The sequence below is a fragment of the Novosphingobium capsulatum NBRC 12533 genome (assembly GCF_001598375.1).
Taxonomy (GTDB): Bacteria; Pseudomonadota; Alphaproteobacteria; order Sphingomonadales; family Sphingomonadaceae; genus Novosphingobium; species Novosphingobium capsulatum.
Genome location: NZ_BCYV01000007.1, coordinates 321,600 through 344,852, shown reverse-complemented (window position 1 = coordinate 344,852; position 23,253 = coordinate 321,600). Strand labels below are relative to the sequence as shown.

Annotated in this window: 17 protein-coding genes; 11 read left to right on the top strand and 6 right to left on the bottom strand. The window is 69.1% G+C overall.

Annotated elements, in window-relative coordinates:
- The first annotated feature begins 23 nt into the window (after window positions 1-23).
- Window positions 24-2,375 (top strand): GH92 family glycosyl hydrolase, encoded by a 2,352-nt coding sequence (locus tag SCA01S_RS06855; RefSeq protein ID WP_218016392.1) that lies wholly within the window; start codon window positions 24-26, stop codon window positions 2,373-2,375.
- A gap of 12 nt (window positions 2,376-2,387) precedes the next feature.
- On the opposite strand, the gene iolG is transcribed toward SCA01S_RS06855, so the two are convergent.
- Window positions 2,388-3,371: an inositol 2-dehydrogenase gene (gene iolG / locus SCA01S_RS06850; protein ID WP_062784326.1), complete on the bottom strand. Its 984-nt coding sequence runs from the start codon at window positions 3,369-3,371 to the stop codon at window positions 2,388-2,390.
- Between the two features lie 157 nt (window positions 3,372-3,528).
- Here iolG and SCA01S_RS06845 point away from each other — a divergent pair, with 157 nt between their 5' ends.
- The 4 genes from SCA01S_RS06845 to SCA01S_RS06830 are packed head-to-tail and all read left to right on the top strand — an operon-like array spanning window position 3,529 to window position 8,581.
- Window positions 3,529-5,433 carry a bifunctional 5-dehydro-2-deoxygluconokinase/5-dehydro-2-deoxyphosphogluconate aldolase gene (locus SCA01S_RS06845; RefSeq protein WP_062784228.1) on the top strand — a complete coding sequence of 635 codons (1,905 nt, stop codon included), beginning with the start codon at window positions 3,529-3,531 and terminating at the stop codon, window positions 5,431-5,433.
- The gene (gene iolD, locus SCA01S_RS06840) at window positions 5,424-7,247 is read left to right on the top strand and encodes a 3D-(3,5/4)-trihydroxycyclohexane-1,2-dione acylhydrolase (decyclizing) (protein ID WP_062784226.1); all 1,824 of its coding nucleotides are present in this window, start codon (window positions 5,424-5,426) and stop codon (window positions 7,245-7,247) included. The genes SCA01S_RS06845 and iolD overlap by 10 nt, the downstream gene beginning before the upstream one ends.
- Entirely contained in the window at window positions 7,244-8,161 is a 918-nt protein-coding gene (iolE, locus tag SCA01S_RS06835; RefSeq protein ID WP_062784224.1) for a myo-inosose-2 dehydratase, read from the top strand. The genes iolD and iolE overlap by 4 nt, the downstream gene beginning before the upstream one ends.
- A gap of 6 nt (window positions 8,162-8,167) precedes the next feature.
- Window positions 8,168-8,581, top strand: coding sequence for a hypothetical protein (locus SCA01S_RS06830; RefSeq protein WP_233253881.1), 414 nt, complete (start codon window positions 8,168-8,170; stop codon window positions 8,579-8,581).
- Here the strand turns inward: SCA01S_RS06830 and SCA01S_RS06825 are convergent.
- The 4 genes from SCA01S_RS06825 to SCA01S_RS06810 all read right to left on the bottom strand — a co-directional run bounded on the left by SCA01S_RS06825 (window position 8,578) and on the right by SCA01S_RS06810 (window position 13,412).
- Window positions 8,578-8,901: a hypothetical protein gene (locus tag SCA01S_RS06825; protein WP_062784220.1), complete on the bottom strand. Its 324-nt coding sequence runs from the start codon at window positions 8,899-8,901 to the stop codon at window positions 8,578-8,580. The genes SCA01S_RS06830 and SCA01S_RS06825 overlap by 4 nt on opposite strands.
- Window positions 8,902-8,905: 4 nt before the next feature.
- Window positions 8,906-9,112, bottom strand: coding sequence for a hypervirulence associated TUDOR domain-containing protein (locus SCA01S_RS06820; RefSeq protein WP_028658256.1), 207 nt, complete (start codon window positions 9,110-9,112; stop codon window positions 8,906-8,908).
- Between the two features lie 78 nt (window positions 9,113-9,190).
- A complete protein-coding gene (locus SCA01S_RS06815) occupies window positions 9,191-10,441 on the bottom strand; it encodes a histidine-type phosphatase (RefSeq protein ID WP_062784218.1) in 1,251 nt (416 codons plus the stop codon).
- Between the two features lie 148 nt (window positions 10,442-10,589).
- Entirely contained in the window at window positions 10,590-13,412 is a 2,823-nt protein-coding gene (locus tag SCA01S_RS06810; RefSeq protein WP_062784216.1) for a TonB-dependent receptor, read from the bottom strand.
- 220 nt (window positions 13,413-13,632) lie between these two features.
- Between SCA01S_RS06810 and SCA01S_RS06805 the strand changes: the two genes are divergently transcribed.
- From SCA01S_RS06805 to SCA01S_RS06780, 6 genes are all read left to right on the top strand, one after another.
- The gene (locus SCA01S_RS06805) at window positions 13,633-14,238 is read left to right on the top strand and encodes an RNA polymerase sigma factor (RefSeq protein WP_062784214.1); all 606 of its coding nucleotides are present in this window, start codon (window positions 13,633-13,635) and stop codon (window positions 14,236-14,238) included.
- Window positions 14,235-15,185 carry a FecR family protein gene (locus SCA01S_RS06800; RefSeq protein WP_062784212.1) on the top strand — a complete coding sequence of 317 codons (951 nt, stop codon included), beginning with the start codon at window positions 14,235-14,237 and terminating at the stop codon, window positions 15,183-15,185. The genes SCA01S_RS06805 and SCA01S_RS06800 overlap by 4 nt, the downstream gene beginning before the upstream one ends.
- On the top strand, window positions 15,166-18,219 hold the full coding sequence (locus SCA01S_RS06795) for a TonB-dependent receptor domain-containing protein (RefSeq protein WP_167542867.1): 3,054 nt from the start codon (window positions 15,166-15,168) through the stop codon (window positions 18,217-18,219). Before SCA01S_RS06800 ends, SCA01S_RS06795 begins: the two co-directional genes overlap by 20 nt.
- Window positions 18,220-18,366: 147 nt before the next feature.
- Window positions 18,367-18,903: a hypothetical protein gene (locus tag SCA01S_RS06790; protein WP_062784208.1), complete on the top strand. Its 537-nt coding sequence runs from the start codon at window positions 18,367-18,369 to the stop codon at window positions 18,901-18,903.
- Window positions 18,904-19,046: 143 nt separating this feature from the next.
- Entirely contained in the window at window positions 19,047-20,906 is a 1,860-nt protein-coding gene (locus SCA01S_RS06785) for an aspartyl protease family protein (protein WP_157088872.1), read from the top strand.
- Window positions 20,907-21,000: 94 nt separating this feature from the next.
- Window positions 21,001-22,728 carry a tannase/feruloyl esterase family alpha/beta hydrolase gene (locus tag SCA01S_RS06780; protein ID WP_218016391.1) on the top strand — a complete coding sequence of 576 codons (1,728 nt, stop codon included), beginning with the start codon at window positions 21,001-21,003 and terminating at the stop codon, window positions 22,726-22,728.
- Here SCA01S_RS06780 and SCA01S_RS06775 read toward each other — a convergent pair whose 3' ends face one another.
- Window positions 22,729-23,253, bottom strand: coding sequence for a DUF3237 domain-containing protein (locus SCA01S_RS06775; RefSeq protein ID WP_062784206.1), 525 nt, complete (start codon window positions 23,251-23,253; stop codon window positions 22,729-22,731).

Here is a 23,253-nt window from a genome sequence, read left to right as displayed (position 1 = left end):
TTCTGCCCCGGCGGCAGGAGAAGATGATGAAGCCCACGCGTCGCGACATGCTCAAGGGATCGGCTGGCCTGGCCGGAACGCTGGCCAGCGGGATCGCGCAAAAGGCCGCTGCGCTCTCGCAAGCCGCGCCCGATGCGGCGCTGGCGCTGGTCGATCCGATGATCGGCACGGGCGGCCATGGCCATGTGACGCCGGCGGCCACGGTGCCGTTCGGCATGGTCCAACTGGGCCCGGATACCGACAACGCGCGGTGGGACGCCTGTTCGGGCTATCACCATGACGATACGACGCTGCTGGGTTTTTCCCACAACCACCTGAGCGGCACGGGCGTGGGTGACCTGATGGACGTGCTGGTGGTGCCGCGCACCGGGCCGGTGGTGCTGTCTCCCGGCACGCGGGCCAAGCCGCAGGGCAGCTATCGCCAGCGCTTTGACCATGCCGACGAGACGGTCGAGCCGGGCTATTACGCGGTGCACTTGCGCGAGAGCGGCATCGGCGTGGAATTGACCGCGACAGCGCGGGTGGGGCTGCACCGCTACCACTTTGCCCAGGCGGGGCACCTGCTGATCGACCTGGCCCACGGCGCGCGGGACGAGCCGGACGAGGCGAGCATTGCCGATGATCCATCGGGCCCGACCAAGGTGACCGAGGCGAGCCTGCACCTGGCCGCGCCCGACCTTATCACCGGCAGCCGCCGCGTGCACCAGTGGGCCGATGGGCGGCAGATCCATTTCGCGCTGCGCCTGTCGCGCCCGGCGGCGCAAGTGCGCTTTTTCAGCAACGACGCGCCGCTGCCAGAGGGCGCCACGCAGGTGGCCGGGGCAAACCTGAAAGCCGCCGTGATGCTGCCCGATGCCGCGCAGGCGCCGGTCCTGGTCAAGGTCGGGCTATCGGGCGTGGACGTGGCAGGCGCGCTGGCCGCGCTCGATGCCGAAGTGCCGGGCTGGGATTTTGCCGCCGTGCGCGGCGCGGCGCGGGCGGCCTGGGCCGGCCGGCTGGGCGCGGTGCAGGTATCGGGTGGCACGCCTGATCAGCGCAAGATCATGGCCACCGCGCTCTACCACGCGGCGGCAGCGCCCAACCTGTTTTGCGATGTCGACGGGCGTTATCGCGCGATGGACAGCGCGGTGCGCACGCTGCCGGCCGGCGAGGCGAACTATAGCACCTATTCGCTGTGGGATACCTATCGCGCGCTGCATCCGCTGCTCAGCCTGGTCGATGCGCCGCGCAATGCCGCCTTTGCCCGCAACCTGGCGCGGATGACGCTGGAAAGCCCGTTCGGCCCGCCGGTGTGGCCGCTGCAGGGGATCGAGACGCATTGCATGATCGCCTGGCATTCGGTGGCGGTGATGGCCGATGCGCTCAACAAGGGCGCCAGCGGGCTGGACCTGGCCACGCTGTGGCCGGCGCTGCGCCACCTGGCGTTCGAGCGGGAGGACAGCGGCCTGGAACCCTATCGCCGGCTGGGCTATATCCCGGCAGATACCGTGCGCGAGGCGGCCAGCAAGACGCTGGAATATGCCTATGACGATTGGGCCATGGCCGCGATCGCCACGGCGGCGGGCGCGCATGAGGATGCCACAGCGCTGCGCGCGCGGTCGCGCAACTGGCGCAATCTGTTTGACAAGGACACCGGCTTTGTCCGTCCGCGCCTGGCCAATGGTGCTTGGGCCACGCCGTTCGATCCGCGCGCGCTGGGCCACGATACCAACCACTGGCGCGATTTTACCGAATGCAATGCCTGGCAGGCCACGTTCATGGCGCAGCACGATCCGCAGGGCCTGATCGACCTGATGGGCGGGGACGCCGCGTTCGAGGCCAAGCTGGATGCGCTGTTTGCCGCCGACAGCACGCTGCCGGCCGATGCGCCGCCCGATGTCTCTGGTCTGGTCGGGCAATATGCCCATGGCAACGAGCCATCGCACCACGTGGCCTATCTCTATGCCTGGTCAGGCTCTCCGTGGAAAACCCAGGCGCGGGTGCGCAGCCTGTTGACCAGCATGTATCGCGCCGCGCCCGATGGGCTGGCGGGCAACGAGGATTGCGGGCAGATGAGCGCGTGGTTCGTGCTGAGCGCGCTGGGGATCTATCCGGTCGATCCGGTCAGCGGGGTGTGGGTGTTTGGCTCACCGCTGTTCAACCGGGCGGAACTGGCTGTGCCCGGCGGGCGGCTGGTGATCGAGGCGCCGGGCAACAGCGCGGCGGCGGTCTATGTGCGGCAGGTGCGCTGGAACGGCCAGGTGTGGAACCGCAGCTGGATCAGCCACGCCGAACTGGCGCGCGGCGGGCACCTGGTGTTCGAGATGGATACCCGGCCCAACCCCGCCTTTGGCCATGCGCCCGAAACACGCCCGCCGCGCAACGTGCTGGGCTGACGCCCCCGTCGATCAGACGCGGACGAACGCGCCGCTGCGCGCCGATGCCTGTGCGCCCTGGGCCAGCAGCAGCGCGCGCAGCCCGTCGGCCGCGCTGACCAGCGGCGCGGCGCCGTCGATCACCTGGGCAAAGTGGGCGATCTGCTCGGCAAAGGCGGCGGCATAGCGATCGAGGAAGAAATCCATGAACGGCGCGGCGGCGGCGCCCGCCGGCCCCCAGTGTTCCACCCGGCTGTGCGGCACGTTGCCCACGCGCAGCGCGCCGCGCGCGCCGAATGCCTCGATCCGCTGGTCATAGCCATAGCCGCTGCGGCGGCTGGAACTGATCATCGCCATGCGCCCGCTGGCGGTGCGCAGGATGGTCTTGGCGGTATCGGCGTCTCCCACAGCGCCGATCGCGGGATCGATCAGGCAGGCCGTGGCGGCCATCACCTCCACCGGTTCTTCGCCCAGGAGCCAGCGCGCCATGTCGAAATCGTGGATCACCATGTCGTGGAAGATCCCGCCCGAGGTGGCGACATAGGCCGGTGGCGGCGGGGCGGGATCGTGGCTGATGATGTGCAGCGTTTCGATGCCGCCGATCGCGCCCTGGGCCAGCGCGGCCTGTAGCGCGGCAAAATCGGGATCGTGGCGGCGGTTGAAGCCCATCAGTACCCGCGCGCCCAGCGCGTCGAGCCGCGCCAGCGCCGCCTGCGCCACGGCCGGATCGAGCGCGAGCGGCTTTTCGCACAAGACCGCCAAGCCGCGCGCGGCAGCATCGAGCGTTTGCGGCGCATGCAGCGCGGTGGGGCTGGCGATCACCGTGCCGGCAAGGCCCGGATGATCGAGCGCCTGTTCGGGTGACAGCGCCAGCGCGCCGTGGCGATCGGCCAGGGCCTGGGCGGCGGCGGGATCGATATCGGCGACCACGGCCAGGCGCAGGCCGGGATGGCGGGCGATATGCGCGGCATGGACGGCGCCGATGCGCCCGGCGCCCAGCAGAGCGATTGTGTGCATCAGGCCTGGCGGTTCCTTTGGCGTGGCGGTTCCTTCGGCGTGTTCAGGCGCGTCTGTGCCGAAACTGGCGCGCCGGCACAAGAGCGGCACTGGCCAGAGCGCGCGCTTGGCGGCATAGCGGGGGCAACCTTTACCAGCCAGGGAAACGGCGCCGTCCATGAAGCCACTCGATGTCATTGCGATCGGCCGCGCCGGGGTTGATCTCTATGGCGAGCAGGTGGGCGGCCGGCTGGAAGACATGGCCAGCTTTGCCAAGTATGTGGGGGGCAGCCCGACCAACACCGCGATCGGCATGGCGCGGCTGGGTCTGCGCGCCGGGCTGATCACCCGCGTAGGCGGCGATCACATGGGCCGCTTCATCCGCGAGGAACTGGTGCGCGAAGGGGTGGACACGCGCGGCGTGCGCAGCGATCCGGCGCGGCTGACGGCGCTGGTCCTGCTGGGCATTCGCGAAAACGGCACCTATCCGCTGATCTTCTATCGCCAGGATTGCGCCGACATGGCGCTGTGCGAGGCTGACATTGACGCCGCGCTGATCGCCCAGGCCGGAGCGGTGCTGCTGTCCGGCACGCATTTTTCCACGCCGCAGACTGCCGCGGCAAGCCGCCGCGCCGCGCACCTGATGCGCGCCCAGGGTGGGCGCGTGGTGCTCGACGTGGATTATCGCCCGGTGCTGTGGGATCTGGCGCCGCGCGACTGTGGCGAGGATCGCTTTGTGCCCAGCCACAGCGTGACTGCCACCCTGCAAGGCGTGCTCGACCTGGTCGACCTGGTGGTGGGCACCGAAGAGGAAATCCACATCCTGGGCGGATCGACCAACACACTCGATGCGCTGCGCTCGATCCGCACGCTGACCGACGCGCCGGTGGTGGTCAAGCGCGGGGCAAAGGGCTGTGTCGTGTTCGAAGGGGTGATTCCGGGCGAGCTGGACGAGGGCCTGGTGGCGCCGGCGTTCGCGGTGCCAGAGACCAATGTGCTGGGCGCGGGCGATGGCTTCATGGCCGGGTTCCTGCGCGGCTGGCTGCGGGGGGAGCCGATGGCGCGGGCGGCGGCCTGGGGCAATGCCTGTGGCGCGATCGTGGTGGCGCGCCATGGCTGTGCCCCGGCGATGCCGACCTGGCCCGAACTCGATGCATTCATGGCGGGCCAGGGCGCGCGCAGCCCGGCCAGCCTGGAACAGGTGCACTGGGCCACCACCCGCGCCCCGGCGGACGAGGCGCTGACCATCCTGGCGATCGACCATCGCGGCTTGTTCGAAACCCTGATCGCAAGCGGTGGCGGCGATGCGGCGCGCGTGGCGACGTTCAAGGATCTGGCCGGCATGGCGATGGAGCGCACCGCAGCCGGCGATCGTGCCTGCGGATTGCTGCTCGATGGCCGGTTTGGCGCGCGGGCGCTGGCCCAGGCCGCCGATGCGCCCTATTGGATCGGGCGGCCGATCGAGATTTCCGGCTCGCGCCCCTTGCGGTTCGAGGGCGGGGCTGATGTGGCGATCACGCTGCGATCCTGGCCGCGCCCGCATGCGGTGAAATGCAACCTGCGCTATCACCCTGATGATCCGGCCGATCTGCGCGCCGAGCAGGATGCCCAGCTGGCGCGCCTGTTCGATGCCACGCGCAGCACCGGTCACGAACTGCTGCTGGAAATCATCGCCGCGCCCTATGGCCCGGTGCATCACGATACGGTGGCGCGGGTCATGGCCCATGTCTATGCCCTGGGCATCTATCCCGATTGGTGGAAGCTGGAAGCGACTGATGACCCGGCCGCCTGGACAGCGATCGAGGCGGTGATTGCGCAGGCTGATCCGTGGTGCCGGGGCGTGGTGGTCTTGGGCGCGGAAAGCAGCCAGGCGCACCTGGCCGCCAGCTTTGCCGCGGCCGCGCCGCGCCGCGTGGTAAAGGGCTTTGCCGTGGGGCGGGCGATCTGGCAAGACGTGGCGCAGGAATGGTTTACCGGCATGATCGATGATGAAACCGCACTGGTGCGTTTGACCGAGAACTTTGCCGCCATGGTCGCCACCTGGCGCCGGGCGCGGGCCAAGGCGCTGGCCCCTTGCGCCTGACCGCCGGCCAGGCTCTGGTGCAATGGCTCGCCGGGCAGGACGTGGTGGGCGCAGATGGCGGGCGCGTGCCGTTTTTCGGCGGCGTCTGGGCGATTTTCGGCCATGGCAACGTGGCGGCGCTGGGCGAGGCATTGGCGCAGGCAGACCCGGCGCGCCTGCCCACCTATCGCGCGCATAGCGAGCAGGGCATGGCCCATGCGGCGATCGGCTTTGCCCGTGCCCATGCCCGGCGGCGGGCAATGGTGTGCACCACCTCGATCGGGCCGGGGGCAACCAATCTGGTGACGGCGGCGGCGCTGGCCCATGTCAACCGCCTGCCCGTGCTGCTCTTGCCGGGTGATGTCTATGCCTCGCGCCGGCCCGATCCGGTGTTGCAACAGGTCGAGCATTTTGCCGATGCCACGGTCTCGGCCAACGATTGCCTGCGCCCGGTCTCGCGCCTGTTCGATCGGATCACCCGGCCCGAGCAGCTGATCGACGCGTTGCCCCGCGCCATGGCGGTACTGACCGATCCGGCCGCGTGTGGCCCGGTGACGCTGGCGCTGTGCCAGGATGTGCAGGCCGAGGCGATCGACTGGCCGGCCGATTTCCTGGCGCCGCGCCTGTGGCTTATCCGCCGACCAGCGCCCGATGCGCGCGAACTGGCTGCTTTGGTGGCGGCGCTGCGCGGGGCGCGGCGGCCGCTGGTGATCGCCGGGGGCGGGGTGCACTATGCCGGGGCGGCACCGGCGCTGGCGGCGCTGGCCGCGCAGGCCGGGCTGCCCGTGGCCGAAACCCAGGCGGGCAAGGGCGCGCTGCGCGATGCCGCGCCCGGCGCGCTGGGCGCGATCGGGGTGACCGGCACCGACGCAGCCAACGCGGCGGCGCGCGCGGCCGATGTGATCGTGGCGCTGGGCACGCGGTTGCAGGATTTCACCACGGGATCGCGCCGCCTGTTCGCAGCCGATGCGCAACTGTTCCAGGTCAACGTGGCGCTGCACGATTGTGCCAAGCATGGCGCGCAGCCGGTGCTGGGCGATGCCGGCGTGGTGGTGGATGCGCTGGCCCACGCGCTGGAGGGGTGGACCGTGCCGGCCGCCTGGGCGCAGCAGACCGCAGCCTGGGCGGCGCAATGGCATCAGGCGGCCAAGGACGCGCGCGATTGGCCGGTGCCGGCGGGCACGCTGCCCGATGACGTGGCGGTGATCGGCGCGGTGCAGCGCGCCCGGCCCGATGCCACGATCGTGGCGGCGGCCGGCGCCTTGCCCGGCGATCTGCACCGCTTCTGGCCGTGCCCGGCGCCGGGGCGCTATCACGTGGAATATGGCTTTTCCTGCATGGGTTTCGAGCTGGCCGGCGGGCTGGGCATCGCGCTGGCCGATCGCACCGCCGATGTGGTGGTGATGGTCGGCGATGGCAGCTATTTGATGCTCAATTCCGAACTGGCGAGCGCAGCGGCGCTGGGCGTGGCGTTTACCGTGGTGCTGCTCGACAACCGGGGCTTTGGCTGCATCCACCGCCTGCAGGGGCGCACCGGCAATGCCTCGTTCGCCACACTGCGCGAGGCCGGGCAGCCGGCGATCGATTTCGTTGCCCATGCCCGCGCGCTGGGCGCGGTGGCGCACAAGGTGGCCGATTGCGCCGCGCTGGAAGCGGCACTGGCGGCCCCGCGCACCGCCGATCGGCCGACCGTGCTGGTGATCGAGACCGATCCCGATGGCGGGCGCGATCTGGGCGGCGCCTGGTGGGACGTGGCTGTGCCGGAAATTTCCACGCGTGAGGCGGTGAAGGCCGCCCGCGCGGACTATGACGCAGCGCTGGAGCAGCGGCCATGACCGTGCGCTGGGGCGTCAGCCCGATTGGCTGGGTCAATGATGACCTGCCCAGCCTGGGTGCGGGCACCACGCTCGATACGATCCTGAGCGATGCGGCGGCAATCGGCTTTGCCGGGATCGAGCGGGGCGGGATTTTTCCGGCCGAACCGGCGGGGCTGGCCGCCAGGCTGGACCAGGCCGGGCTGGCGCTGGCCGGGGCGTGGCACGGCAGCGGCCTGCTTGCCCATGGCCTGGCGGGGGAAAGCGCGGCGATCGAGGCGCAAGGCACGCTGCTGGCGGCGTGTGGCTGCGACGTGTTCATCCTGGCGGAAACCAGCGGCGCGGTGCACGGCCAGCGCCATACGCCGCTGCGCCAGCGGCCGCGCCTGGCGCCTGGCGAATGGCCGGCGTTTGGCGCCATGCTGAACGACGTGGCAGCGCGGCTCGCCGATCGCGGCCTGCGCCTGGCCTATCACTATCACCTCGGCACCGTGGTGGAGGATGCCCAGGATCTGGCACGGCTGATCGATGCCACGGACGAGAGCGTGGGCCTGGTGATCGATACCGGCCATGCGCGGCTGGGCGGTATCGATGTGCTCGCCTTGATCCGCGATCATCCCGCCCGCGTGGTGCATGTTCACGCCAAGGACGTGCGCCCGGCGGTGGCGGCCGAGACGATCGGCCAGGGCGCCTCGTTCCTCGATGGCGTGATCGCCGGCATGTTTACCGTGCCGGGCGATGGTGCGGTGGATTTTGCCGCGGTTTGCGCGGCGCTCGCCGCGATCGACTATGCCGGGTGGATGGTGATCGAGGCGGAACAAGACCCCGCGCTGGCGCCCCCGGCCGCCTATGCCCGCGCTGGTCTGGCCCATCTGCGCACGTTGTGGCTGTCGGCGGGGGCAGCGGCGGGGGTGGGGGCGCAGGGGTTGAAGTAGGCCGCCATGCATGCGACATCGGCGGGCATGAACCCCGATACCCGCGCCATGATCGCCGCCGTCGCCTTTGCCTCCACCACCGGCAAGACGGTGGCCGGGCTGTTTGACCATGCCGCCGGCCGCGATCTGCGCGTGGCGGCAGAACGGCGCGGCGACCAGGTCCAGGGCTTTGACGGCGAACGCAATGTGGCTTTTGCTGGCACGCTGCCCGAAATCCACGACGAGGGCAGCAAGGCCTTCGTGTCGTTCACCATCGACGGCGAACAGGTGCGCGGTTTCGATCGGGCCAGCGGCGCTCATTTCGAGGCGCGCGTGGGCGATGGCGTGGTGCAGGTGTTTGACCACGCGCAGAGCACGTGGTTCGCCTATGACGTGCAGGATGCCCAGGCGGCGAGCAGCTATCTGCGCAGCAATTCCTAATCCGCCAGCTTGGCGCGCTTGGCCTCCGCCCAGGTGCGCCCGGCGTCTCCTCCCCACAGCAGCCAGGCGATAAACCCGGCAGAGGGATCGCTGTTGCTGTTCCACTGGTGCGCCGCGCCCTGCTTGTCCACCTTGTGGCGGGCGAAATAGCTGGCCATGGCTTTCACGTCAGCCTCGCTCACATCGCGGCGCTCGGCCAGCTGGTGCGCGCGGCGCACGCCCACATCCGTGCCGCCGCGGCCAAACTTTTCGCGCAGGCGCAATCCGCGCCTGGCATTGGCCGCCATCTTGAGCGTGGGGGTAAAGGTCTGCCCGGCCATGGCGCTATTCCTTTTCCAGCGCTGCGGGCTTGTGCGCGGCGCGGGCGCCGCTTGCGGTTTCCACCAGGATCTGCGGATCATCGGGCGAGGCGGCGACCTTGTGATCCTTGATCTTCATCGGCTTGGTCACCTTGCGCACGACCTTGCCGTGGGCGGTGCCGCCGCTGCTGTGCCATTTGACTTTCGCGCCCTTGCGCAGGGTTTCGGCCATCGTGGGTTCCTCTTCCGTATGCGGTAAAGGAACCCACCATCGCGAAGGACAGTTCCGTATGGCCCTTGGGGCAGGGGGCTATTTCGCCTGGTCGAGCACCCGGGTTTGCCGGGCGATCAACTGCGCAAAGCCTGCCGGCGTGCACGCGGTGCCACAGCGGCCAAGCGAGAGCGGATGCAGCGGCGCGCCGGCGCCCGCTTGCGGCAAAGGCAGCAGGCGCCGCGCCTGATCGGGCGTTTGCGCCAGATAGGACAGGCGCAGCAACTGGCGGCCGGTGCGCGTATCGACCAGGCGTTCGAACAGCAGGCCCGCGCCGATCGGGGGATCGTTGCGGCCATAGCCGGGCAGGGTAAAGCCGGTGCCGATCAGCGCGGTAACCGCCGCGATGGTATTGTCATGGCCGACGAGGACGCTGAACGCCGGGGCTTGCGGTGCCGTCAGCGTGGCGGCGATCCTGCGCGCGATCAACCCGCCAACGCGCGGCGCCATATAGGCGGAGCGGGCAAAGACATCGAACAGCCGGGCGTGGAGCGGAGACATCGTGGCGATGTCGGCCGCGCTGGCCCGGCCCCAGCCGACCTGGCTGAGCGGCATGCCTTCGGTGTATTGCAGCAGGAACACCTGCGCCGTGCCCGAGGCGAGATCGATCGGGCCAGCCAGGCTCAACCCCTTGCCATCGGCCGAAGGGGCGATGCGGTTGGGCTGGGTGGAAATCGGGCAGGGCGCGCGGCAGCCCAGCACGCGTTCGATCGTGGCGACGGCCGGGCCCATGCCGACCATCAGCGCGCGGCCATTGTCGAGTTCGGCGTTGATGCTGGCAGCAGCGGCGCGCGCATCGAACGGCACGGCCGGCGTATCGAGCGCGTCGAACAGCGGATCGGCCTGGCCTTCGGGCAGGTGATCGACAGCCAGCGGGCAACCGGGCGCGAGGCCCTGGGCGAGGGCCTGGCCGCTGGCGATGGTGCGCGATTTGCTGTTGGTCCAGATCGCAATGCTGCCGGCTTGCGGGCAGCCCCCGGCGGGCAACAGTCCCTGGCGCACCAGGCGCGCGCGCTCGTAATCGGCAAGGCGGCCGAGCGCCTGGGCGCCGTGCGGGGTAAGCTGGCTGGGCGGGGTATCCCAGTGGGGAAAGGGTTGGTCAGCCAGCGGCGCAGCGGCCGCTTCGCCATCGAGCGGGGCGCGGATGCCGTGGCGGATGAGCAGCACGACGCGATCGACACGATAGCGCGGAGTCTTGTCTGGCGCCGGGCGGGCGATCGCCACGGCCGGGATCAGCGCGGCGAGCAGGCATAGCGCAAGGCGGGGGGTGAAGCGGGCACGAGCGAGCATGGCGGGCAGCCTTACTTGGCAAATGTGAAACGGGGGCAAATGTGAAACAGAAGCGACGCGGCAAAAAGAGGGGCAGCGGCCGCGATAAACGCGCCGCCGCCCCAGTTTGCGATCGGGTCAGTGAGGGACGACCCGGGGGATCAGGCGATCAGAACGAGTACTTGACGCTGGCCAGCGCCGTGGTGCCGGAATTGACGATGTCGGAAATGGCCAGCGAGTGGCGCCCGATGTGGGCCCAGTAGGTGTAGTTGTTGAACAGGTTGGCCACCGAGACATCGGCCTTGAGGCCATTGCCGAAGTCATAGCCGGCGTGCAGGTCAACCCGCTTGACCGGGCGCACCCAGCGATCGTCCCAACCCGTGGGCTGGCCCAGGTAGTTGTAGGATTCCAGATAGGCGCCGGTGTAGTTGTAGATGGCGTCGATCGAGAAGCCGCCGAGCGCATAGAACACCCGCGCCTGGCCCATGACATCAGGGGCGTTCTGGATATTGCGCATCACGCCGTTGCCGATGTCCACCTTGGTCCACTGCCGGGTGAGGTTGGCACCGATCCCAAAGCCACGCAGCGCGCCGGGCAGTTCGACAAAGGTTTTCTGTACCTGGAATTCCAGGCCATAGACATTGCCGCTGCCGCCGTTAAGCGGACGGGTGATGAACGTCTGGTTGGTGCCGTCGTTGGTGGCGGTGTTGAGCAGGGTGGTGCCGCTGTCATAGAGATAGTTGGTCAGCCGCTTGTAATAGCCGCCCAGCATGACGTGGCCCGAGGGAGCAAAGTTCCATTCGACCGAGCCGTCGACGTTGATCGCGCGGATCGGCTTGAGGTTGGGATTTCCCTGCACGATCGTGGTCTTGCCATCGTCACCGGTGCGCGCGGTGGAGCTGCCGCCAAGCTGGAAGAACGGCGGGCGGGTATAGGAGAACCACACGTCGCCACGCGCCACCAGCGTGCTGCTGGGCCGCCAGTTGGCAAACAGGCTGGGCAGCAGTTCGTTGTAGGTGGTGCGGTTGCTGGCAAAGGCGCCAGGCTGTTCCACGCCGCCGCTATAGGCCATGACCCAATAGGTGTTGTTGATCGTGGTGTGTTCAAAGCGCAGGCCCGGAATGATTTCCAGGTTGCCGGCCTTGAGCGTGGCCGTGGCATAGGCCGCCGCCACGGTTTCACGGCCCGACAGCGTGCCGCAGTTGAAGTTGTTCACATAGAGCGAACCGCAGGTGTCGAAGCTGTTGTAGCTCGATCCATCGGCTTCGTTGGCGAACTGGTACTTGTTGAACAGGTTGAACAGCGCCGTCTTGTTGAAGCGTGGCAGCGACCAGTCATAAAGGCCCGGATAGGTGTGGGCATACGTGCCGTTGGTCAGGCCCAGCTGCCCCCAGGTGACGGCGTGGCCGACATAGTTGGCGACATAGTCGGTCGTCCAGTCGCGGCTGGTCACGTTGCGCTTGCTGCTTTGCAGCTTGGCGCCAAAGGCGATGCTCTGCAGCAGGCCGCCATCGGTGAAATCGCGGCTGATATCGAGGCGTCCGCCCCACTTGCGCTGGCCGCTGAACTGCTCGGTCAACTGGCCGGCGCGGCGGGCGGGCAGGACGCTGGCCGAATTGTCGAACGCGTTGAAGATCGCCTGGTTATAGAGCGCGACCGGATAGTTGTCGGAATAGCCGACCGACTGGCCACCGAGCGGGATCTTCGATCCGCTGGTGTACTTGTCGGACTGGTTGATGCGGGCCGACGCCTCGATATGATTGGGGCGGTTGTTGTGGCCTTCGCTGTAGAACACCTCGGGCGCGATCTTCCAGTCGCCAAGCTGCTTTTCCCCGCCGAACGCGGCCGTCGCCAGGATCGCGGTTTCGGGGTTGGTTTCAAAGTAGTTGCGCACCGAAACCGAAGGCACGGTCAGGACATAGCGATCGGTGCCGGGCGAGAGAATCCACGCCTTGGTGCCGCCGTTGAACTGCGCCAGGGTGGAATCCTGCTCGGTCAGCGCCTTGGCATAAGTGCCGCGCAGATAGACGCGGGTGGTATCGTCAGGGCGCCAGTCGAGCGAGGCATTGCCGCCAAAGCGGCGGGTCTTGCCGCTCGATACGCCGGCGTCAAAGCCGGTGAGCGCGGCATTGCGCTGCGGATCGAGGCCGGGATAGCTGGTGCCCTTGCTGTCCGACGCGTTGAGATAGCCCCAGCTGCCATCGTCGTGCGCCGATTGCGCGCCGCGGATCTCGCTGTTGGTATAGGTGCGCTTGTCGTAATAGCCGCTGACGTAGATGCCCATGGTGTGGCCCGGGCCAAAGCGCGACGAGATTTCCGCCGCCAGACCGCCGCCCAGGCCGCTGTCGCCATAGGTGCGCGCGCGGGTTTCGAGGCGGCCCGAGGCCGTCACGCTGCCGTGCAGGCGATCGGAATAGTCGAACGCCGAAGGCGTGCGGAAGTCCACCGTGCCGCCGATGGCATCGCCATCCATGTCGGCGCGCGAGGCCTTGTTGAGCACGATCGTGTTGAGGCCCGTGGGCGGCAGCAGGGTCAGCTGCACGCCGCGGCTGTAGGGCTGGCCCTGGGCGACGTTGACGCCATTGATCAGGTTGACGTTGTATTCGGAATTGAGGCCACGGATGGCGACATACATGCCTTCCCCGCGCGAGGCGCCATCGACGCCGCCGATGAACGACGAGCCGGTGTTGACCACGTTGACGCCGGGCAGCAGGCCCAGCGCCTCGGCCACGTTGTGCACGGCGGTGTGGCGCAGGTCTTCTTCCGACAGAACCGAGATCGGGTGGGAAGACTGGAACTGGATATCGGCGGCCTGCTTGCGCGTGCCGATCACCACGATGGCGCGTTCGGCATCGGCCGGGGCCGCGGAATCGCCAGCGGAATCGGTGGTGGCATCGGGCGCGGGCAGCGGCGCCTGTTGCGCCAGCGCGGGAACGATCATGGTGTGCAGCGCGCTGGCGAGCAGGGCCGGGCGCAGATACGAAACGGGCATGTTTTCCCCCTTTAGGAAACACGACCAGCCACGGCGGGCGGGTCTGCTGGAAAGGACGCAGCGCCGCCCCACGATTCCCCGAAAAAATTTGATGGCGCGATTGTCACGGCGCTGTCACACCTGCCGCCTAGGGCGCCCGGCCATGTGCCCCAGGGGATCAATCCCGCGCGTTTTGGCCGGGTGCCGCCGGGGGGCAATGATGGCAAGAACGGGGTCGACCATGCGGAGCATCGACGGGGATAGTCATGCGCCGCCACCAGAGCTGCCGCAGGGGGCGGCATCGTGCCGTGCCGAAGAGCTGGAGGCGGCCACCAGTGCCGGCGAGATGGCCGCGCTGCGCGCCTATCTCAAACGGCGCATGAGCGATGGGCAGGACCTGGACGACATGGTCCAGGACGTCTATCTGCGCGTGCTTTCGACGCCGGAAGCCGATCCTGTTGCCAATATTCGGGGATTTCTGCGCCGGGTTGCGTCAAACCTGTTGATCGACCGTTACCGCAGGAAGGCTGCCCGCTTGTCCGAACACCATACCACGCTGGACGAGCATATCGTCGACGATGGCGCCCTGGCGCCCGAACGCATTGCCTCTGGCCGCCAGGAACTGGCGCTGCTGGGCGATGCGCTCGAGGCGATCGGGCCTGTGGCGCGCGATGCGTTCCTGCTGGTGCGGGTGGAAGGGTTGAGCCACAAGGAAGCCGCGCAACGGCTGGGCATTACGCCCAAGGCGGTTTCGCACCATGTGGAGCGCACGCTGGCGCGCATGGCCGGGCGCCTGGCGCTTGGCGAGGGTAGCGGCAGGGGCAGCGGCGGGAGAGCCGCGCGATGACGGCGCCCAACCTGCACGACAGCCCGATCCTGGCCGAGGCCGCGCGCTGGATGGAACGCGCCCGCAATGGCAGCGAGGAAGACCGCCGGGCCTTTCGCGCCTGGTTGCGCGAGCGGCCCGAGCATGTCGCGGCGATGGACCTGGTCGAGCGCGCCTGGCGCGAGACACCGCGTGCTGCCGCAAGCCGTGGCCTGCGCCCGCGCGCGCGCCTGGCTGAACCCGCCGCCGCGCGCGGTGCGGGGCGCTGGCGCGTGGTGGGGCCACTGCTGGGCGCGGCCTGCGCCGGGCTGGCTGCCGTGGCCGCCTGGACCTTGACCGTGCACGAGCAGCATCTGGCAGCGCCGGCTGATCGCATGGCCAGCTTTGCCCTGGCCGATGGCAGCCGGGTGTGGCTGACGCCGGGCAGCGCGGTGACGATGCGCGCCACCCTGCTGGGCCGGTCGGTTGCGCTTGATGGCGAAGGCACGTTTGACGTGAAGCACGAGCGGCGGCCCTTTGCCGTGACGGCCGGCGACGTGCGCGTGGTCGATCGCGGCACGCTGTTTTCCGTGGCGCGGCGCGCCGGGCAAACGGCGGTGATCCTGGCGCGCGGCGCGATCGATATCGAAGACAGCCGCAGCGGTGCCTTGATCGCCACGCCTCATCCCGGGCAGCAGGTGTCGCTGGCCGGCGATACTGCCACGATCGCTGCGATCGATGCCGATGCCGCGCTGGCCTGGCGCGACGGGCGGCTGGTGGCGCAGGATCTGCCGTTGGCGGCGGTGATGGCGCGGTTCTCGCAATTGAGCGGCGTGCCGATCGCGCTGCGCGATCCCGCGATGGGCGATCTGCGCGTCTATGGCACCTATCGCCTTGGCGATGTGGCGCAGTTCCTCGATGCCGTTGGCGCGCTCTACCCTGTGGCGTGGCGCCGAACCGAGCGTGGGTATGAGGTTTTCCGCCGCTAGCGCCGCTTTGCTGGGCGCGGTGTGCCTTGTGCCCGCGCCCGTTCCGGCCATGGCCGCGACGGCGCAGCCCGTCGACGCGCCCACGCGCATCGTGCTGCCGGCCATGCCGCTGGGCCAGGCCTTGCTGGCGCTGGCGCGGCAGACCGGGCGCAACATCCTATTTGCCGCTGCCGACGTGGCCGGGGCGCAAGCGCCACCCGTGCGCGCCGCCACGTTTGACCAGGCCTTGTCCATCCTGGCGCGCAGCAATGGCCTGGTGGCCACGCGGCTGGCCGGCGGCGCGGTGCGGCTTGCCCCGCGGCGGCGCCCGCCCGCGTCCCTGCGCGCAGCACCGCGCCGCCAGGCCGTGGCACCGCTGCCCCTGCCCATGATCGAGGATCGCACCGCCATCGTGGTGGAAGCCTCGCTGGCGGCGCGGGCCTGGCGCGACGGCGCGGCCGAAGACACGCCCGATGCCCTGGCCAGCGCGCAGATCCGCCGCTTGCCCGATCGCACCATCGCCGAGGCGCTGGGCCGCCTGCCCGGCATCATCACGCTGGCGACCTCGCTGGAAGGGGCCATGGGCCGGGTGGACCACGCGGGCCGCGCCACGGGCGATTTCGTGGCGATGCGCGGGCTGCCCGGTGCCTATGTCGAAACGCGGATCGACGGCATCGAGATACCGCAAAGCCTGCCCTATAGCCGGGGCACGCAACTGGGGCTGATGGCCCTGGCGCCCGATCTGGGCCTGCAGGTGCACCGCGTGCTCGATGCCCGGCTGGCGGGGGAAGCGATTGCCGGCACGCTCGATATCGATCACCTGGCGCCGTTCGCGCCGCGCGCGCAGGGCCTGCGCCTGGGCCTGACCGCGGGGGCCGATGACCAGGCCTGGCGCTTTGGCCAGAATGCCGGCACCTGGGGCGCCAATGCCGGGTTCGGCTGGCAATCGCCCGATGGGCGGCTGGCGCTCGTGGCCAGTGCGGCGCTGAGCCGGCGCCATTTCGCCAGCGTGGAGCAGACCTATCAATCTGGCAACCTGGCCTATGCCCTGACCGATGCGCAGGGCAACAGCGCGCCGGGGCTGGACCCGGCGGCCAATCTGCTGCTCGCCTCGGTCAACGCGCAAGTGACGCGTGGCACCGCGCACGAAGAGACCGCGTTCCTGTCGCTGGGCTGGCGGGCGAGCGACCGGCTGACGCTGACGGCGAGTGCGATGTGGGCAAGCCGCGCGATTGCGCAGGATGTCTACCAGGTGAGCGTGCAGGGCGGCCGCGCCGCCGGTTTCTTTGCCCAGACCGCCACCGCCGATGGCCTGCTGCGCACCCAGAGCATTCGCGCCGATGCGCACTATTGGTTCGAAACCAATCCCGAGCGCGACCGGCTGGGCATGGCCCAGGCGGCGCTGGCGTGGGACGCTGGCGCGACCAAGGCGCAGGCCCGCGTGTTTGCCGCGCTGGGCCGCACCGACCGGCCCGACCATATCGAGATTTCGTTCTGGGACGCGGATACCACGCGGCTTTCCGGCGGGGTCAACGTGGCGGATGTGCGCGGCTTTCCCGTGCTCAAGCTCGCCCCGGCCAATGCCGCGCTGGTCGCCAATCCACTCGCCTTTCCGGTGCACAACCAGGGGGAGCGCGAAAGCGAGACGAGCCAGGACCACCGCCTGGGCGGGGACTGGCGCGTGCAGGCCAGCCCCGCGCCGGGCTGGCAGGCCGAGATTGGCGGCCTGGCGCTGCGATCATGGCGCAGCCGGGAGACCGCGCATTTCCTCTATGCCGATACGCTGCCCGCCGGCACCACGCTGGGCAACAGCGGGCTGGTCGATGGGCAGATCGGGCCGGTGCTGCGCGGGGTCTATGATTATGCCATCCCGACCATTGCCGATGCCGCGCTGTTGCGTGCGATCGGCCGGGCCAGCGTGCAGCCGCGCACGATCGATGACAGCAACGCCAATGCCTATGCTCTGCACGAAGACCGCCTGGCCGCTTATGCCATGGTGACGCGGCACCTGGGCGGGGATGACGATGCGGGGGAGGGCGATGCGGGGGAGGGCGCGCTTGACCTGTCGCTGGGCCTGCGCGGCGAATGGTCTGGCGTGAGCGGGCGCTATTGGCTGGCGGGCAACGATGGTGTGCCGGCCGATGGCGTGGCCTATGGCTGGAACCACCTGTCGGCCCACTATGCCGCGCTCTTGCCCAGCGCCACGCTGCACTGGCGGCCCGATCGGCAATGGACGTTCGATGCAGCGCTGTGGACCAGCCTGACGCGGCCATCGCCCTATCAGCTTACCGGCGGTGGCAGCGCCACGCGCGACAGCCAGGGGGTGACCGAAATCCAGCTGTCCAACCCCGATCTCAAATCGGTGCGCGGCACCAATGCCGATCTGGGCGTGGCCTGGCAGGGGCCGGGCGGGCTGCACCTGGCGTTGGGCGGCTTTGCCAAGCACCTGGCGCGCTATCTCAATGATACCGGCAACGATCTCAACAATCCGGCCAGCGTGATGGAATACCGCGCGATCCGCCTGATCCGCCCAGAAAACGGCGGCACCGCGACGATTCTGGGGCTGGAGGCGAGCATGGCCGTGCCGCTGGACCTGGTGGCTGGCGTGTTGCGCCATCTGGCCGTGGCGGCTGATCTCACGCTGCTGCACAGCGCGGTGCACCTCAATAATCCCGCGCTCGACCGGGTGGAGCGCACGCAATATGCCCCCGCCAGCAACCTCTTGCTGCGGCTGCATTATGATGACGGCCTCTGGTCTGCCGATGCCGCCTGCCGGCTGACCGGCGCCTACATCCAGGAATACGGGATCGACGTGCCGACCTTTGCCGGCACCGCGCCGCTATCGGGCAGCGCGCTCGATACCTGGGTGCGCCCGTCGCGCCAGGTTGACCTGGCCATGGCGCGGCACTGGGGCCGGCAGACGCTGCGCCTGGCGCTGCGCAACGCGCTGGATGATACCGCCTATCGCGCCACGATCGGCCGCTATAGCGACGCCGTGCCGCAGACGATCCTGGGTGGGCGGCAACTGCTCTTGACCTGGTCGGCGGGCTTCTGAAACGACGCGAATTTGCGTCGGTTTTCTTTTCAGGAAAAAGATTATCGGCACGATCTTGGGAACCACATCGGGTGATGGCCGGTTGCGAGACCAGGCCGGGTTTGCCTGGCCAAGCGCTAACTCTATGGCAAGATGGGAGTTCGACACGTGAAGGTTTTCCATTTCCTGGTGGCGGCAGCAGCCGTGGCCAGTGTTCCGGCGCTGGCCCAGGCCCAGACCGCACCAGCTGCAAACGCTGCGGCAACCGTGGCCGTGGGTGGCACCATCTTCGATCCGCAGGGCGGCGAAGTGGGCAAGATCGTGAGCATGACCGGCGATGCCGTGGTGGTCGATACCGGGACCAACAAGGCGACGTTGCCCAAAAGCGCCATCGGCACTGGGCCTAACGGTCCGATCATCGCCATGACCAAGGCCCAGATCGACGAGCAGGTGGCCGCCGCCAACCAGAAGGCGAGCGCGGCCGTGGAAGCGGCAATGGTTGCCGGTGCACCGGTGAAAGGCAAGGCCGGCGGCGCGATCGGCACGATCAAGGAAGTAAAGGGCGACCAGGTGATCGTGGCGCGCAGCGCCGGTGCGGTCGCTTTGCCCAAGACGGCGTTTGGCCTGGGTGCGGATGGCCTGTTCATCTCGATGACCGCAGCCGAACTGGATGCCGCGACCAAGGCGGCTGCCCCGGGGGCGTAATGCGGTGGCCCGGCCTGCCCCAGGGCGGGCCGGGCGCGCTTCGATCCAACCGGAAAAACAGTTGATTCGGCGCTATTTGCCTCTGGCCGCTTGCCGGGATTCGTGATCAAACGGCGTGTCGCTTGGACAAGGGGCATGCCACCATGAATCGGGTGTTGTTGACCAGCTTAGGGCTGTGGGTTGCCGTGTCTGGCCTGGCCGCGCCCGGTGCCCATGCCGAGGGCGCGAACAAGTGCAAGGTGGGCCTGATCGCCAAGCTGCCGGTGGTGATGGAAAACGCCCGCGCCAGCGTGCCGGTAACCGTCAACGGCAAGGACACGCGCGTCTGGCTCGATAGCGGGGCGTTCTTCAACTTCATGCCCAAGGCCCGCGCGGTGGAACTGGGCCTGCGGACCGAGCCGCTACCGATGGGGTTCTACATGACCGGAATCGGCGGCACGGTGACGCCCGAACTGGCGCAAGTGCGTGATTTTGGCATCGTGGGCGTCACGCTGCACAACGTGCAGTTCCTGGTGGGCGGCAGCGATGCCGGCAATGGCTTCCTCGGCGCCAACCTGCTGGGCGTGCAGACCACCGAGTTCGATCTTGCCAAGGGCGTGGTCAACCTGTTCCAGGAGCGCGGCTGCGACGGGATCAGCCTGGCCTATTGGGGCAAGGGCATGTCGGTGGGCGAGGCGCGCGTGTTCCGCCCGACCGACGAGCATGATTATCACATCATCGTCGAAGTGATGATCAACGGCCAGTCGATGCACGCCCTGCTCGATACCGGGGCGCCCACCACTCTGCTGGGCCGCCGGGCGGCCGAGCGCGCTGGCATAGATATGTCTGCGCCCGATGTGGTCAATTCGATGCGCATGGGCGGCATCGGCATGAAGCGGCGGGAAAGCTGGATCGTGCGCACCAAAACCATCTCGATCGGGGGCGAGGAAATCCGCAACAGCCCGATCCGGGTGATCGACGATGCCGACGATGACCGGTCGAGCGACATGATCCTGGGCGTCGACTTTCTGCTGTCGCACCACATTATAGTGTCGCGCGCGCAAAGGCTGATGTTTCTGACTTACAACGGCGGGCCGATCTTTTCCGCGACGACCGATGGCGAAATCGGGCGGCTGGAAACCCGCGCGGAAAACATGGGCAAGGCCGAAACCACGGCCGATCCCAAGACGGCGGACGAATTTGCCGGGCGCGCTTCTGGCCGGATGGATCGCGGCGATACTGCCGGCGCGGTTGCCGATTTTTCCGAGGCGCTGCGCCTGGCGCCGACGCGGGCCGATCTGCTGGAGCATCGCGCCAATGCCTATCTGCGCAGCGGCAAGCTCGATCTGGCGCGACAGGATCTTGATGCCGGGCTGGCCATGCGGCCCGAGGATCACCGCCTCCTGACCCGGCGCGCACAATTGCGGCTGGCCACCGGGGACCGCGCCGGCGCGCGCGCCGATACCGATGCGGCGGCGGCGCATCTGCCGCCCGGATCGCTCGACGTGATGCAGGTGGTCAATCTCTATGAGCGGCTGGGCGCGGCCGATCGCGGGCTGGCACTGATCGATGCAGTGGTGGCGCTGCACCGCGACGATTCGGTCTATCCCAGCCTGCTCAACGCGCGCAGCTGGAACCGCGCCTTGGCCAATGCCGATCTCGATCGCGCGCTCAAGGACAGTGATCTGGCGATCAAGAAGGCCGGGCCGCAGCCGGCCATGCTCGATACCCGCGCCCTGGTGCAATACCGGCGCAAGGCCTATGCCGCCGCCATTGCCGACGAAACAACTGCGCTGGCAAGCAACCCGCGCCTGGCCGCGGCGCTGTTCGTGCGCGGGCTGGCACGCGATGCCAGCGGCGATGCCACCGGCGGCGCGGCCGATCTGGCCGCCGCCCGCGCCATCGCGCCGCGCATCGACCGGCGCTACAGGGCCTATGGCCTGATCGCCCCGCCAGCGCCGCATGCCGCGCCGGCCAAGCCGCCTGCGGGTGACGCGGACGAGGCAGAGGACGAGGACGAATAAGACGCCACAGGCGCGGCCACTGCGTTGCAAAGGCCCGATCAACTGCTATGTGTCATTACGATATGACAAGGCCCCGATCGGGCGGGAAGAGGTAATGATGCGCGTGTCCCTGCGTTGTCTTGGCGGCTTGCTGGCCGGCATGTCGGTTTTCGCGTTCACCCCGCTGGCCCATGCCGCCGCGGCTGCGCCGGCGCCACTGGGCAGTGATAGCTGCGCCGCGCTGACGCAGGCGGGCCATGTTGCCTGGCCCGAGGCTGGCACGCGGATCGTTGCGGCAACCTGGCGCCCGGCCGGCTATGCCGTGCCGCTGGTGGGCCAACCCGACGCGCCGCCCACCCAGGCCGTGCTGCCAGCCCATTGCGAGGTCGAAGGCGTGATGCACGAACGCCGTGGTGTCGATGGCCAGGCCTATGCCATCCGCTTCCGCCTGCGCCTGCCGAGCGATTGGAACGGGCGCTTCCTGATGCAGGGCGGGGGCGGCACCAACGGCACCGTGGGCGATGCGATCGGCAAGGTCAGCATGGACCAGGCGCCGGCGCTTGCCCAGGGTTTTGCCGTGCTGGCGCAGGATTCAGGGCATGACAATGCCACCAACACCGATCCCGCGCGCGGCGGCATGGTGGCCTTTGCCCATGATCCCCAGGCCCGCGCCGATTACGGCGGCGCTTCGCTGCGCCCGGTAACCCTGGCGGCCAAGGCGCTGGTTGCGGCCTATTACGGGCGCAATCCGCGCTTCAGCTATTTCTATGGCTGTTCCAAGGGCGGGCAGGAAGGCATGGTCCTGGCCCAGCAGGAGCCCGATCTCTACAACGGCATCGTCGCTGCGGCGCCGGGCTTTGCCCTGCCGCGCGCCGCCCTGGCAGAGGCGTGGAATACCAAGGCGATGGGCGGCGTGCTGGCCGCGCGCGGCGACGCGCCCAGCGTGGCAAACCTTGCCCGCGCCTTTTCGGTGGAAGACGGAACGCGCGTACGCCAGGCGATCCTGGCGGCGTGCGACGGGCTGGACGGTGCCAAGGATGGTATCGTCGCCGATGGCGCGCGCTGCACCAGCGCGCTGGTCGTGCCGCAATTGCGCGCCGCCGGCCTGAGCCCGGCCCAGGTCACCGCGCTGGAGCAGATTCACGACGGGGTGCGCGATGGCGCCGGGCGGCAGATCTATCCCGGCTTTGGCTGGGACGCCGGCTGGTTCGATCCAGGCTGGCGCATCTGGATGACCGGCAGCCCCGATGGGCGCGTGCCGGCGCTCAACGTTGTGCTGGGCGGGCCATCGCGCGTGGTGCTGTTTGCCACGCCGCCGGGCAATGTGCCGCTGGCCCCCGATGCCATCCTGGCGGCGCAACTGGCGTTTGATCCGGCGCGCGATGCCGCGGCGGTGACCGCCACTGCGCCGGGCTGGCCGCGCTCTGCCTGGCAGGACGTGGGCGCCCATGTGCCCGATCTCGATCGCTTCCAGGCGCGCGGCGGCCGCTTGATCGTGCCGCATGGCGGCTCAGATCCGGTCTTTTCGCTCAACGATACGCTGGGCTGGTGGCGCGCGCTCGATCGCCACAGTGGCGGGCGTGCGGCCAGCTATGCCCGCGTGTTTCCGGTGCCGGGCATGGCGCATTGCGCCGGTGGCCCGGCCACCGATCGCTATGACGCGTTGCGCGCGCTGGTCGATTGGGTGGAGCAGGGTAAGGCGCCCGAAGCGCTGGCGGCCAAGGCCGGCCCGGCCACGCCCTGGCCCGGGCGGGAGCGGCCGCTGTGCCGCTATCCGCTGGTGGCCAAGACCAAGGGCGGCGTGACGGCCTGCGCCATGCCACCCAAGACCGCCCGCCGCTGATCAGCGCACCTTGTAGACGGCGATGTCGACAGCCGGGTGGGCCGGGTCATTGCCGCCGGTGACCGTGGCGACATAGGCGCCGCTATTGAGCCAGCCTTGCGGGCCGAGCGGCGCCTCGAACATCGGCATGCCCACCATCTGTGGCTTTTCGCCGTGGGGGCCGGGGCAGGCCTTGGCGTGGTTGACGACGTTGATCACGGCCCCATCAGCGGCCTTGAGCATATAGTCGGCATGCAGTTCGATGCAGCCGCCCGCGCCGTGCAACTGCCAGTCCCACCCGCCAGGCAGCACCACGCCGTGCAGCATGGGCCCATCGACCGTGCCCCCGGTTATGCGCACCAGGCTGCGCCCGCCGCGCGGCGTCTGGCCCACGTCAAGGCTTTCCCCCAACAGGACATGGGCGCGGAATGCGGGCTCCAGCACGGGGGGCGGTGCCATGGGCGCATCGGCATGGGCCACGGCGGGTAGCGCGGCGAGAAGGGCCAGCGCCGGGGCGGCAAGGCGTGGTAACAAGGCTGCGAACAT